The organism is Aeromonas sp. HMWF014 (genome assembly GCF_963878295.1).
Classification (GTDB): Bacteria; Pseudomonadota; Gammaproteobacteria; order Enterobacterales; family Aeromonadaceae; genus Aeromonas; species Aeromonas popoffii.
In genome coordinates, this window is sequence record NZ_CAWNYS010000111.1 from 1 (window position 1) to 12,091 (window position 12,091).

Consider the following 12,091-nt stretch of genomic DNA (forward strand, 5'->3'; position numbering starts at 1 on the left):
CTGGCTGGCGGGGGAAATAGGTCACTATCCGCTGCCAGCCACCATGTTGATGAAGTATCCCGACCTGCCTCGTCCCCGTTGTGGCTGCGGCCGCCTGGTCTGTTTTGAAACCTATGCATCCGGCACCGGGCTGGAGCGGCTCTATCACCATTTTCATGGTCAGCGTGCCAGCGGTCACCAGATAGTGGGGCGCTTCGAGGCCCATGATCCCCATGCGGTGGCCACGGTCGACTGCTGGCTGGAGATCATGGCCGCCGGGCTCGCGACCGCCATCTCTGTGGTTGATCCCGAGGTGGTGGTGCTAGGGGGCGGCTTGAGTGGCTTGCCTGCCCTGTACCAACAGCTGCCGCTGCGTCTGCCCGGCCATCTGTTGCCCGGTGTCGCCCTGCCCGAGATCCGCCAGGCCCGCTTCGGTGGCGCCGGCGGGGTGCGCGGCGCGGCCTTGCTCAATTTATGAGATCAGATGTGCTGTCTGATCTCTCTAATAAAGGAGTCATCATGACCCGTCTTGAAATTTGTATCGACAACCTGGAATCCCTGTTCACCGCCCAGCAAGCAGGCGCGGATCGCATCGAGCTCTGCTCTGCGCTGGGGCTGGGTGGCCTGACCCCCTCTTATGGTTTTATGCAGCTGGCCGCGCGCCACGCCAACGTGCCTGTTTACGCCATGATCCGCCCCCGCGCCGGGGATTTTTGCTTCAGCGCCGCCGAGTTTGAACTGATGCTGGTGGATATCGCTGCCGCCCGCGCAGCCGGGTTGCAGGGGGTGGTCATTGGCCTGCTGGATCAAGAGGGGCGGGTGCCCGCCGACCAGCTGTGCCAGCTGGTGGAGGCGGCCGGGCCGCTCGGTGTGACTTTCCATCGGGCCATTGACCTATCCTCCGACTGGCGGCTGGATCTGGAGACGATCGTCGCCGCCGGCTGCGAGCGCATCCTGAGTTCGGGTCATGCGCCGACCGCGCTGGCGGGGCTGGAAACCCTGCAGGCCATGCAGCAGGCGCTGGCGGGCCGTGCCAGCCTGATGCCGGGTGCCGGGGTCAATGCCGACAACGTGCGCACCATCCTGGAGTTCACCGGGGTGAGCGAGGTGCATATGTCCGGTATGGGCTGGCGTGGCGGCATGGTACCGCATGGGGTGAACATGGGCACGTCTGATGACGGCCGGGTCAATATCACCGACGCCGGCAAGGTGGCAGCGGTGCGGGCTCTGCTGGATCGCGCTGATGCCACCGAAAGCGTGGTTTGAGTCCAAAGGTTCAGTGTGTCATTGTGCCTGACAGGATCGCCGCCGATAGGCGGCGATCCTGCTCTTCTTGTGTGAAGTTCCTCCCACTGGCGTGGAAATCAGGGCTGCCACCGGCAGCACCTCGCCAAAAAGTCTGATATCATCCCGCCTCTTTATTACTTGGATCTGGAGCAACATCTCAATGTCCCAATACGACGCTATCGAACAGAAGGCCAGCTATGGCATCGGCCGCAATATGGGTGATCAGCTGGCGCAGCAAGCCTTCGCTGGTCTGGATATCCCGGCCCTGCAACAAGGTCTGGCAGATGCCCTGAATGGTCTGGAGTTCGCGGTCAGCCGTGACGATATCAATGATGCCTTCCAGGTGATCACCGCTCGCATGCAGGAAGAGCAGGAAGCCGTTGCCAAGGCTGCTGCCGCCGATGGCGAAGCCTTCCTGGCTGACAACGCCAAGCGTGCCGACGTCAAGGTGACCGATTCCGGTCTGCAATACGAAGTCATGGTAGAAGGCAATGGCGCCGTGCCGGTAGCCGGTCAGTCCGTGCGCGTGCACTACCACGGTACCTTCACCCACGGTGGCGTGTTCGACAGCTCGGTTGCCCGTGGCGAGCCGGCTGAATTCCCGGTCACCGGCGTCATCGCCGGTTGGGTTGAAGCGCTGCAACTGATGCCGGTTGGTTCCAAGTGGAAGCTCTACATTCCGCAGGATCTGGCCTATGGCGCCCGTGGTGCCGGTTCTATCCCGCCCTACTCAGCCCTGGTATTCGAAGTGGAGCTGCTGGACATTCTGTGATCCGGCTGGCTTGATGCAAACGGCGACCTCAGGGTCGCTGTTTCTGTTTGAGGTGTACCCTGTCTGGCGGGCCCTCGTCGATAGACAATGTGCCTTTGCGGGGGATTTGGATATAGTCAGTGCTTGGCGTTCCCGGTCACTCTGGAAAACACGCATGGCTGCCATCATAGAAGTCATTGACCTCATCAAGCACTTTCCCGGCGTCAAGGCGGTGGACGGGCTCAGCTTTACCATTCCCGCCGGGTGCTGTTTCGGCCTGCTCGGTCCGAACGGGGCAGGCAAGACCACCACCATAGAGTTGCTGGAGGGGATCCTCACCCCGGACAGCGGCCAGATCCTGTTTCATGGTGCCGCCCGTGGCACTGATTACCGCTCCCGCATCGGCATCCAGTTTCAGCACACGGCGCTGCAGGATTTTCTGACGGTGCGCGATACCTTGCGCCTGTTTGCCAGCCTCTATCCCAATCCCTTGCCCCAGGCGCAGCTCATCGAACTGTGTGCCCTTGGCGAGTTCATCGATCGGGACAGCCGCAAGCTCTCCGGCGGCCAGCGTCAGCGCCTGCTGCTGGCGCTGGCCCTGCTTGGCGATCCCGAGCTGCTGTTTCTGGATGAACCCACCACAGGGCTGGATCCCCAGGCCCGCCACCACTTCTGGCATCGCATCGAGGCGATCAAGGCCCAGGGCAAGACGGTGGTGCTCACCACCCACTACATGGACGAGGCGCAGCAGCTGTGCGATCGTATCGCCATCGTCGATCACGGCCATCTGCTCAGCCTGGATACCCCGGCCGACCTGCTGGCTCGTCACTTCGATGGGGTGCTGGTGCGTCTGCCGGATCATCCGGCCCTCGCCAGCCTGGGTTATCCACTGTTGCCCCACGGCGATCAGGTGGAGCTGACTTGTCCCGATGTGGCGCTGCTGTTGCCGCAACTGCTGGGTCTGGGGGTGCCGCTGACCGGCATGCAGGTGCGATCCCCCAATTTGGAAGATCTCTTCTTGCACCTGACCGGCCATAGCCTGAGGAGTGGCGCATGAACGCAGTCATGAGGTGCCGTGTCGAGGCTCCTTCTTACCCGCGAGCCTTGCCGTGGCCGGGGAGCAAAACATGAAGGGGGCCATCAAGCGGATCGGTGCGCTTTTTTATGCCCGCAATCTGGAGTTTGTGCGCGACAGGGCAGCCCTGGTGTGGAACCTGGCCTTCCCGTTGCTGCTGGTGGTCGGTTTCTCTCTTATCTTCTCCGGCCCGCCCAAGCCGCTGGTGCAGATGGGCGTGGTGGGCGAGCTGACGGCGGCCTATGCCCCCCTGAACGCCATTCCGCTGCTCAAGCTCATCCCTTATGGCGATGAGCGCAAGGGCCAGCTGAAGGTGCGCCATCATCAGCTGGATCTGCTGCTCTCGCCCGGCTCGGACCGTTACTGGGTCAACCCGGACGCCAGCCAGGGCGCTATGGCCGAATACCTGTTGCGCCAGGCTATCTCCCGGCCGCTGGTGAAGGAGACCCTGAGCGGGCAGGCGATCCGCTACGGTGACTGGCTGCTGCCCGGGGTGATCGGCATGAACCTGATGTTTTCCGGCCTGTTCGGGGTGGGCTTCGTCATAGTCCGCTATCGCAAGAACGGTGTGCTCAAGCGACTGAGGGCCACGCCGCTCTCTGCCGCCGAGTTTCTCTGTGCCCAGTTGCTGTCGCGCATTGTGATCACCCTGGTGGTGAGCCTGCTGGTGTTTCTGGTCGCGTACTGGCTGCTTGGCGTGCCCCTGCTCGGGTCAGGCTGGTTGCTGCTGCTGATCGCCCTGGCAGGTGGCGCGGCCATGGCGTCGCTGGGCTTGCTCATCGCTGCCCGGATCCAGAACGAGGAGCTGGCGAGCGGCCTGCTCAACGTCATCAGCATGCCCATGATGTTTCTCTCCGGGGTCTGGTTCTCGCTGGAAGGGGCGCCGGTCTGGCTGCAACAGTTGGCGGCCTGGCTGCCGCTCAGCCAGATCATTACGGCGGCCCGTGCTGTCATGCTGGAGGGGGCTGGCTGGGCCGAGGTGGCCGCGCCTCTCGGCTGGATCCTGTTGTTTACCCTCTGTTGTCTCACCCTGGGCAGTGCCCTGTTTAAATGGAATAGCCAATGAAGCGACATCTGAACCTGGGTGTTGTCCTGGCCCTGCTGTTACTGAGCATACCGGCCAGCGCCGATGCAATGCGTTGCAATAATGCCCTCATCACCGAAGGGGACAGCACCGCCGAGATGCTTCTCAAGTGTGGTGAGCCCATGCTGCGCGAGGAGCTCAGCCGCAATGAGGTGAACCACCTGGGCAATCTGGTGCAGGTCAAATTTGGCGAGCGCTGGACCTACAACTTCGGCAAGAACGAGTTCATGCGTTTCGTCACAGTGCGCAATGGTGTCGTCACCGACATCGAAAATGGCCCGCGCGGCGAGTAGCCGGCGGGCAAAGCATGGATGCACAACAGACGGTATGCCAAGGCCCTTTGACTCACATGTCCGGCAAGGGCTCGTTGTGACGAAGCTGGCTGACGGCCTGATTGATCTGGCGAGCCAGCCTTAGCCGTTGGCGGCAGGTCAGGCCATGGAGGTTGATCCTGCCCGCGTTGAATTCAAATGTCCCCAGCGACTCGATGGTAAAATAGCCTCGGTGAAAGCTCTTGATGTAGCGAGCGATCTGCCGTGGGGATAACTGCTTGAACACCTTCATCACAAGGTTCCCTGATTGCCTGGACAGGGCACACTATGCCGTCGTCGGATGACACTGATATGACAGTGGGGTGAGGGATTTTATGAATCCTTTGATCTGCGTCGATGAACGGGGGAATTTGCTGGCGTATGTTGAAAAAAGTGCTGCCATGACAAGTCCTTACCCCGATATACTGCTGTCAGTTGAGCAACATGAGCAAAAGGACCTGCACGTGGAATGGGTGGATGTGGTGGATGCGGATAACCGGGTGATTGGCGTGGCCGAGCGCGCCAGGGTGCGGCGGGAGAACCTGTGCCATCGCGCCAGTTATATCCTGGTGCTCGACGAGGCGGATCGCATCCTGGTGCAGCGGCGCACCCTCAGCAAGGATTTCTGCCCCGGCATGCTGGATGCCTGCGCCGGTGGCGTCGTGACCACGGGCGAGCAGATGGAACCGGCCGCCCGGCGCGAGCTGGCCGAGGAGCTGGGTATCGAGGATGTCCCCCTGCAAGGCTTTGGCAGCTTCTACGCCGAAGGGGAGGGCTATCGGGTCTGGGGTGGCCTCTACAGCTGCCATTATCAGGGGCCGCTGCGCTTGCAGGCTGAAGAGGTGAGCGAGGTGCACTGGATGAGCCAGGCCGAGATCGCCGCCCGCGCCACCGAATTTACCCCGGACTCCCTGCTCGCCATTGCCACCTGGCAGGCGAGGCGTTAAACCGCTTCTCATCTCCTCATGCAAAACGGGCAGCCACTGGCTGCCCGTTTTGCATTGTCACACCCGCCTGAGGCGCAGGCTGTCGCTCGGGATCCCGGCCAGCTCAGCCGGCGAAGGGCGAATTGGCCTGTTGGGCGGCAAACCGCTCGGCGGCGTCGGGCAGGGGCAGTGTGTTCTGCTCGCGCAAGGCGGAGGGGCGAATCTCCAGTCCATCTAAATGGTTCTGATTGAGATCTTATGGGCTGGTGGAACCTGCTCAAGGTTAGTGCGAATGGCGGCGCTGATGGGGGTGTGTCTCGCGTGCATGGGCTGGGGTAGACTGTGGTTCCTTACCTCCACCACGGACGAGAGATCATGATAGCGATTGGCCAATCCCTGCCTTTGGGCGAGTTCACCTTCATCACCCGGGAGGGCAAGCAGGTTCAGGATAGCCAGGCCCTGTTTGCCAGCAAGAAGGTGGTGCTGTTTGCCGTGCCGGGCGCCTTTACCCCCACCTGTTCCAACGCCCACCTGCCCGGTTATGTGGCGCTGGCCGACCAGTTCAGGGCCAAGGGGGTCGATGCCCTCTATTGTCTGTCGGTCAATGATGCCTTCGTGATGAAGGCGTGGCAGGCGGCCCAAGATGCCGACGCCATCACCATGCTTGCCGATGGCGACGGCAGCTGGACACGGGCGCTTGGCCTTGCCAAGGAGACGGGGGCCTTCGGCGGTATTCGCGCCCAGCGTTTTGCCCTCATCGCCAACGATGGTGTGGTCGAGCAGCTGTTCGTGGAAGCACCGGGCAAGTTCGAGGTCTCGGCTGCCGAGAGCCTGCTGGCGGCGCTGTAAATGTTCATCGCCGTTTGATTTCCCCTTGAAATGGGAGGTCGGCCCGTTACACTTGGCCACTTCTGGACAGAGCCAGGCATTGTGCCTGGCTCTGTTGTTTGCAGGCGATGGGATGGATACGTTATGACCCTGGCTGTTGTTGCCCTGATTGCCGGACTGGCGCTGCTGGTCTGGAGTGCAGATAAATTTGTGGACGGCGCTGCGGCGACCGCCCGTTATGCGGGTATGCCGCCGCTGCTGATCGGTATGGTGATCATCGGTTTTGGCACCTCGGCCCCCGAGATGGTGGTCTCCGCGCTGGCGGCTTCCCAAGGCAATCCCGGGTTGGCGCTCGGCAATGCCTATGGCTCCAACATCACCAATATTGCCTTGATCCTGGGTCTGACTGCCCTGATCAGCCCTATTGCTGTGGCCTCTCAGGTGGTGCGCAAGGAGATCCCCATCCTGCTCGGCATTACCCTGCTCTCCGGTGCTCTGCTGCTCGATGGGCATTTGGGACGGATGGATGCGGCCATTCTGGGTGTGGCGTTTGTTGGTCTGATGGGCTGGTCCATCTGGGCTGGCATGAGTGGCAAGGGGGATGCGCTGGATGCGGAGACCGCCGAGGATATCGAGAGCGAGGGGATGTCCCTCAAGCGCGCCATTCTCTGGCTCATTGTCGGGTTGGTGCTGCTGATCGGCGCTTCCCGTTTGCTGGTATGGGGTGCGGTGACCATCGCTCAGGCATTTGGCATCAGCGACCTGGTGATAGGTCTCACTATCGTTGCCATTGGTACCTCGCTGCCAGAGCTGGCGTCGTCCCTGATCGCTATTCGCAAGAATGAGCACGACCTGGCGCTGGGCAACGTGATCGGTTCTAACCTGTTCAATACCCTGGCGGTAGTCGGGATTGCGGCGGGTATTCACCCGCTCGACGTGGCACCGGAGGTGCTTACCCGTGACTGGACCGTCATGATGGGGCTGACCCTGTTGCTGCTGGTGATGTGTCTGGGCCGCAAGGGACAAGGCCGTATTAACCGGCTGGAAGGGGGCGTGCTGCTCGCCTGCTTCGTCGCCTATACCGGCTGGCTGCTGACCAGTCAGTTTATCTGACCGATGCCAGTGAAATGAGAGAGGGGGAAGCTTAAGCTTCCCCCTCTTGTTTTTGCTCGGTGAGTCTGTTGGCCGGTTTGCTCAGGCAACCGCCACCAGCTTTTTCCCTTTCTGGCTGCTGTCCAGAATGAGGATGCTCGCCTTGGGGAAGAAGTTGAAGGTGGAGGCCGAGGCCCAGGTGTAGGCACCCATCACACGGCCCACCACCAGCTCGCCGATAGCCAGGTCAGGCAGCATGATGCCATCGCGGATCACGTCCACACTGTCGCAGGTGGGGCCGGAGAGCACCGAATTGTGCTGCTCGCCACTGGCATAGGGAGTGCTCACCGGGTAGGTGACGTGGTCGTAGAGCTGACCGTTGTAGCTGCCGTATAGGCCGTCATCCAGGTAGTACCAGATCTTGTCGCCGCGGTGGGCCTTGCCCATCACGCTGGAGACCGAGGTCATGGCCGGTGCACTGATAAAGCGGCCCGGTTCGGCAATTTTTTGCACGGTAGCGGGCAACTTGGCCAGCGCCTCGCGGATCGGGGCGCAGAAGCCGTCGATATCGAATTCGCCGCCCTCATAGTCAACTGGAAAACCGCCGCCGATATCCAGCACCCAGGGCTTGAGCCCCAGCGCCCAGGCTTGCTCCATGATCTCGCGGCAGGCGTCGATGGCTTGCACATGGCGACGGGCATGGGGCACTTGGGAGCCGACGTGGAACGACAGCCCCATCACCTTGAGGCCCTTGGCGTGGGCCAGTTGCAGCAGCGGCAGGGCTTGCTCCGGGGTGCAGCCGAACTTCTTGGAGAGGTCGACCTTGGTCTCCGGGTTCGGGAAGCTGACCCGCAGCAGCAGTTTCACTTCGTCCTTGTAGGGAATGAACTTCTCCAGCTCCAGCGGGTTGTCGTAGACAAACACGGTGCAGCCGAACTCCAGCGCATAACGGATATCGCTGTCGCGCTTGATGGGATGGGTATGAATACAGCGTCCCGGGCGAACCCCTTGGCTACGCACCAGATCCACTTCGCCATTGGTGGCCAGATCGAAACAGGCCCCCTCTTCCTTCAAGACAGAGACCACGGCCTCGTGGGGCAGGGGTTTGAGTGCATAGTGCAATCGCACATCGGGCAGGGCGGCAGCCAGGGCCCGATACTGTTTGCGGATGGCTGCCTTGTCGAGCAGCAGCAGGGGAGAGCCGAATTGTTCAACCAACTGACGGTAGTCTTGTGCGATCAGGGTTTCGTTCATTCTCTTTTGAAAGTCCTTAGGGGGCAGATTTGCCCTAGCCTTGGTTTGTTGAGACGGCAGCGGCCGGCTCAGGCGAGTGGTCCGGAGGGACCAACCAGACACAATGCATAACTCCATTGCAAAGTGCTTAGTTATGCGCGGAATTATCTGCCTATTGAGTTTCTGTGCAAGCATTTTGATTGGATATGTTGGAAAGTTTTTCTGGTCGAGATGACAGGTCATCCTGATATGCGACCTGGTGGCGCAACCGGCTCGCGGGATGCCCAAACTGGCTTTGTTAAAGCATTGAAAGTTAACAAACAAATAACATGCCTCACTGTGGTGCCCGAGGTGGAAAAAAAGCGGCGCAGCGGACGGCCGAGTGGGAGACAGCTCACATTTTTTGGATTAACATGCCCGCTTCCTAATCCAAACTAGTTCGGATGAAGGTAGCAGGAGAGCGATGGGCAACCATCCACCGAAGAAGTGAATCTTTCAGGTACCGGGCAACCGGTGTGGACTGCTACTGGACGATACTCTGGAGAGACCCGTTAGATCGGGCGCCGAAGGAGCAAGGCACCATGACTACCCGCAAGGGCAGGCTGGCGCCGGAAACTCTCAGGCAAAAGGACAGAGGGGATGGGATGGTTGTACTTTGGGTTGTACTTTGGCTTAGCCCGCATCCGATCGCCTCTGGCCGATCGCGACACCTATGGGAAGATCATCCTTCTCCTCCTTAATCTTTGTTTTTTAAGGAGGATGCATGTCATCAATTCAATCGGCGTTAACCGCCATCGATAGCTTTATCTGGGGTCCGCCCCTGCTGATCCTGCTGGTCGGGACCGGTATCTATCTCACCCTGCGTTTGGGTCTGCTTCAGGTCGTGCGCTTACCGCTCGCCCTGCGGTTGGTGTTTGGCCGCGATCAGGGGCAGGGCAAGCAGGGGGATGTCTCCAGCTTTGGTGCCCTGTGTACCGCCCTCTCTGCCACCATAGGTACCGGCAACATCGTCGGCGTCGCCACCGCCATCAAGCTCGGCGGCCCCGGCGCCCTGTTCTGGATGTGGATGGCGGCGCTGTTCGGCATGGCCACCAAGTACGCCGAATGCCTGCTGGCAGTCAAATACCGCGAACAGGATGCCAACGGCCAGATGGCGGGCGGCCCCATGTACTATCTGGAGAAGGGGCTTGGCTCCAAACCGCTCGCCAAGCTGTTCGCCCTGTTCGGCATAGGTGTGGCCTTCTTCGGCATCGGTACCTTCCCGCAAGTTAACGCCATCTCCGACGCCATGAGCCTCTCTTTCTCGGTGCCCCGTGAAGTGACGGCCGTGCTGCTGACCCTGATAGTGGCACTGGTGACCCTGGGGGGTATCAAGTCCATCTCCAGCGTGTCGAGCAAGGTAGTGCCCTTTATGGCGATCTTCTATATCGTCGCTTGCCTGGGGGTGCTGGTGAACAATGCGAGCGCCGTGCCCGATGCCGTGATGCTGGTGATCGAGAGCGCCTTTACCGGCCATGCGGCGACCGGCGGCTTCGTCGGCGCCAGCATTATGCTGGCGATCCAGTCCGGTGTCGCGCGCGGGGTCTTCTCCAATGAGTCGGGGCTGGGCTCTGCCCCCATCGCGGCAGCGGCGGCCAAGACAGATTCTTGCGTGGAGCAGGGGCTGGTTTCCATGACGGGCACCTTCATCGACACCATCATCATCTGCACCATGACCGGCCTGGCCCTGGTGGTGACAGGGGTGTGGAGCGGGGACTTGAGCGGCGCAGCCATGACCAGCCAGGCCTTTGCCCAGGGGCTGGATGCCCACATAGGCCAGTATCTGGTGAGCATAGGGTTGCTGTTCTTTGCCTTCACCACCATCCTCGGCTGGAACTATTATGGCGAGCGCTGCACCGAGTATCTGTTCGGGGTCAAGGCGATCAAGCCCTATCGTCTCATCTATCTGGTGCTGGTAGCGAGCGGCGCCTTCCTCCATCTGGACATGATTTGGCTGCTGGCCGACATCGTCAACGGCCTGATGGCGGTGCCCAACCTCATCGGCCTGATTGGCCTGCGCCATGTGGTTATCGCCGAAACCCGCGCCTACTTTAGCCGGGGTCTGGATGGCGAAGCCGAGCCGGATCCGCAGACGGCCTGATTTAATCTGTACCGAAAAAGCCAACGCCACGACCCGGGTCGTGGCTTTTTTTATGGCGCGTTAGGGGCTCATTCTTGCTCAGAGGGAGGGTGTCTGATCGCGGGTCAGCAGCACCTTCAGCCGCGACTGAGCGCAGTCGACCAGCTCGGCGTCGCTGCCCTGCCACTCAATGCAGCGGGCCAGCGTGGTCGAGGTGCCGGGCGCAAAGCGCAGCTCTGCACCCGCCAGCGCATAGAAACGGCTCGCCATCCGGGTACCCTCATCCACATCTCCTGCCACCAGCAGCATGGCCTGGGCCAGCACGGCGCCGCCGTGATCCTGCCCCGGTGCCAGCCAGCGCTGGGCGGTGCCGGTGATCTTGCGCCCCCCGATCACCAGATTGTACTGGCCATCGCAAAAGGAGCCGGGCACGAAGTCATAGTTTCCCTCAAGGCCGTACTCCCCCAGCAGGGCCAGCAGCGGCGCCCCCAGCAGCCGGTAGTAGTGAGCCAGATCGGTGGTGGTACGGGGCAGTAACAAGGAGAGGTTGAGGATGCCAGCGCCGTGGGGCACGGCGGTGCCGCCACTGTCGCGCACATGCACCGGCCAGCCTTCGGCGGCGAGCTGCTCGCAGGCGGCAGCGTAACGGGGCAGACGGGTATCCTTGCGGGTGACAATCAGGCATTGGGGGGCCTGCCAGAGGTGGGCACGGGGCTGGCCGTCACGGGCACAGTCGCGCAGCCAGTGCTGCTCCTCGGCCAATATCTGTGCGGGGGAAGCTGTGTCGGGGAGGAGAGAGAGCAGGCGATAGGGCATGGCGACATCCTCAAAAAAGGCTGCTCAGCACACTACCCGTGGCGGCTGACAAGGTAAAGCCCCGCAGTGCGGGGCTTGAGTCTGCTATCGGTTGATGACGTCTCAGGAGTGACGCTGTTCGCGCTTTGGCAGCAGCAGGTTCATCACGATGGCGGTGAGGCCGCCGGTGGCGACGCCGTAGGAGAGCACGCTTCTGGCCAGATCCGGCAGGTGTTGCAGCACTTCCGGCACCTGGGCGACCCCCAGCCCCATGGCGAGCGACACCGCCAGGATCATCAGGGCGCGTCTGTCCAGCTCCTCGCGGGAGATGATGCGTACCCCGGCGGCGGCTATGGTGCCGAACATGACGATGGTCGCACCGCCCAGCACGGGCTCGGGGATCTGCTGCACCAGGCTGGCGACCGCGGGGAACAGGCCGAGCAGGGCCAGCATGGCGGCGATAAAGAGGCCGATATGGCGACTGGCCACCCCGGTCAGCTGGATGACGCCGTTGTTCTGGCTGAAGGTCGACATGGGAAAGGTTGCAAACAGGGCAGCCAGCATGGAGTTGCAGCCATCGGCCAGTACCCCGCCCTTGATACGTTCCAGAT

The 12,091-nt window shown here is 61.6% G+C and carries 14 protein-coding genes and 1 riboswitch; of the genes, 10 read left to right on the forward strand and 4 right to left on the reverse strand.

Annotation, left to right across the window (positions count from 1 at the left end; all coding sequences use genetic code 11):
- The 6 genes from AAC083_RS04300 to AAC083_RS04325 all read left to right on the forward strand — a co-directional run.
- Positions 1-457: ROK family protein (locus AAC083_RS04300; protein WP_146181574.1), on the forward strand; the 457-nt coding region annotated here is incomplete at its 5' end.
- A gap of 41 nt (positions 458-498) precedes the next feature.
- The gene (locus AAC083_RS04305) at positions 499-1,245 is read left to right on the forward strand and encodes a copper homeostasis protein CutC (RefSeq protein WP_108535913.1); all 747 of its coding nucleotides are present in this window, start codon (positions 499-501) and stop codon (positions 1,243-1,245) included.
- A 181-nt stretch (positions 1,246-1,426) separates the two neighbouring features.
- On the forward strand, positions 1,427-2,038 hold the full coding sequence (locus AAC083_RS04310; protein WP_042038246.1) for an FKBP-type peptidyl-prolyl cis-trans isomerase: 612 nt from the start codon (positions 1,427-1,429) through the stop codon (positions 2,036-2,038).
- A gap of 154 nt (positions 2,039-2,192) precedes the next feature.
- Positions 2,193-3,074, forward strand: a complete 882-nt coding sequence (locus tag AAC083_RS04315; RefSeq protein WP_108535914.1) for an ABC transporter ATP-binding protein — start codon at positions 2,193-2,195, stop codon at positions 3,072-3,074.
- Positions 3,075-3,144: 70 nt separating this feature from the next.
- Complete coding sequence (locus tag AAC083_RS04320) at positions 3,145-4,158, forward strand: ABC transporter permease (RefSeq protein ID WP_108535915.1); 1,014 nt, start codon at positions 3,145-3,147, stop codon at positions 4,156-4,158.
- Positions 4,155-4,469, forward strand: a complete 315-nt coding sequence (locus tag AAC083_RS04325; RefSeq protein ID WP_108535916.1) for a DUF2845 domain-containing protein — start codon at positions 4,155-4,157, stop codon at positions 4,467-4,469. The genes AAC083_RS04320 and AAC083_RS04325 overlap by 4 nt, the downstream gene beginning before the upstream one ends.
- Before the next feature lie 52 nt (positions 4,470-4,521).
- On the opposite strand, the gene AAC083_RS04330 is transcribed toward AAC083_RS04325, so the two are convergent.
- Positions 4,522-4,740, reverse strand: a complete 219-nt coding sequence (locus tag AAC083_RS04330; RefSeq protein WP_042038252.1) for a DUF1107 family protein — start codon at positions 4,738-4,740, stop codon at positions 4,522-4,524.
- Positions 4,741-4,951: 211 nt separating this feature from the next.
- Between AAC083_RS04330 and yfcD the strand changes: the two genes are divergently transcribed.
- The 3 genes from yfcD (at position 4,952) to AAC083_RS04345 (ending at position 7,354) form a co-directional block, all read left to right on the forward strand.
- The gene (gene yfcD, locus AAC083_RS04335) at positions 4,952-5,434 is read left to right on the forward strand and encodes an NUDIX hydrolase YfcD (protein WP_042038372.1); all 483 of its coding nucleotides are present in this window, start codon (positions 4,952-4,954) and stop codon (positions 5,432-5,434) included.
- A gap of 354 nt (positions 5,435-5,788) precedes the next feature.
- Entirely contained in the window at positions 5,789-6,262 is a 474-nt protein-coding gene (locus tag AAC083_RS04340; protein WP_042038253.1) for a peroxiredoxin, read from the forward strand.
- A gap of 123 nt (positions 6,263-6,385) precedes the next feature.
- Complete coding sequence (locus AAC083_RS04345) at positions 6,386-7,354, forward strand: calcium/sodium antiporter (RefSeq protein ID WP_108535918.1); 969 nt, start codon at positions 6,386-6,388, stop codon at positions 7,352-7,354.
- Between the two features lie 81 nt (positions 7,355-7,435).
- On the opposite strand, the gene AAC083_RS04350 is transcribed toward AAC083_RS04345, so the two are convergent.
- Entirely contained in the window at positions 7,436-8,587 is a 1,152-nt protein-coding gene (locus AAC083_RS04350; RefSeq protein WP_108535919.1) for a type III PLP-dependent enzyme, read from the reverse strand.
- Positions 8,588-9,094: 507 nt separating this feature from the next.
- Positions 9,095-9,210: riboswitch (glycine riboswitch) on the forward strand.
- Positions 9,211-9,329: 119 nt separating this feature from the next.
- Between AAC083_RS04350 and AAC083_RS04355 the strand changes: the two genes are divergently transcribed.
- A complete protein-coding gene (locus tag AAC083_RS04355; protein WP_108535920.1) occupies positions 9,330-10,706 on the forward strand; it encodes an alanine/glycine:cation symporter family protein in 1,377 nt (458 codons plus the stop codon).
- Positions 10,707-10,784: 78 nt separating this feature from the next.
- Here the strand turns inward: AAC083_RS04355 and AAC083_RS04360 are convergent, their stop codons facing one another.
- Both AAC083_RS04360 and AAC083_RS04365 read right to left on the reverse strand, forming a co-directional pair.
- Positions 10,785-11,501, reverse strand: a complete 717-nt coding sequence (locus tag AAC083_RS04360) for a lipoyl protein ligase domain-containing protein (protein ID WP_108535921.1) — start codon at positions 11,499-11,501, stop codon at positions 10,785-10,787.
- A gap of 102 nt (positions 11,502-11,603) precedes the next feature.
- On the reverse strand, positions 11,604-12,091 hold a 488-nt coding region (locus AAC083_RS04365; protein WP_181364641.1), incomplete at its 5' end, for a solute carrier family 23 protein.

What these genes read in the sequence shown, in the direction of transcription:
- AAC083_RS04305 (WP_108535913.1), top strand. Translation starts at nt 499, where the DNA reads ATGACCCGTCTTGAAATTTGTATCGACAACCTGGAATCCCTGTTCACC.
- AAC083_RS04310 (WP_042038246.1), top strand. Translation starts at nt 1,427, where the DNA reads ATGTCCCAATACGACGCTATCGAACAGAAGGCCAGCTATGGCATCGGC.
- AAC083_RS04315 (WP_108535914.1), top strand. Translation starts at nt 2,193, where the DNA reads ATGGCTGCCATCATAGAAGTCATTGACCTCATCAAGCACTTTCCCGGC.
- AAC083_RS04320 (WP_108535915.1), top strand. Translation starts at nt 3,145, where the DNA reads ATGAAGGGGGCCATCAAGCGGATCGGTGCGCTTTTTTATGCCCGCAAT.
- AAC083_RS04325 (WP_108535916.1), top strand. Translation starts at nt 4,155, where the DNA reads ATGAAGCGACATCTGAACCTGGGTGTTGTCCTGGCCCTGCTGTTACTG.
- AAC083_RS04330 (WP_042038252.1), bottom strand. Translation starts at nt 4,740, where the DNA reads ATGAAGGTGTTCAAGCAGTTATCCCCACGGCAGATCGCTCGCTACATC.
- AAC083_RS04340 (WP_042038253.1), top strand. Translation starts at nt 5,789, where the DNA reads ATGATAGCGATTGGCCAATCCCTGCCTTTGGGCGAGTTCACCTTCATC.
- AAC083_RS04345 (WP_108535918.1), top strand. Translation starts at nt 6,386, where the DNA reads ATGACCCTGGCTGTTGTTGCCCTGATTGCCGGACTGGCGCTGCTGGTC.
- AAC083_RS04350 (WP_108535919.1), bottom strand. Translation starts at nt 8,587, where the DNA reads ATGAACGAAACCCTGATCGCACAAGACTACCGTCAGTTGGTTGAACAA.
- AAC083_RS04355 (WP_108535920.1), top strand. Translation starts at nt 9,330, where the DNA reads ATGTCATCAATTCAATCGGCGTTAACCGCCATCGATAGCTTTATCTGG.
- AAC083_RS04360 (WP_108535921.1), bottom strand. Translation starts at nt 11,501, where the DNA reads ATGCCCTATCGCCTGCTCTCTCTCCTCCCCGACACAGCTTCCCCCGCA.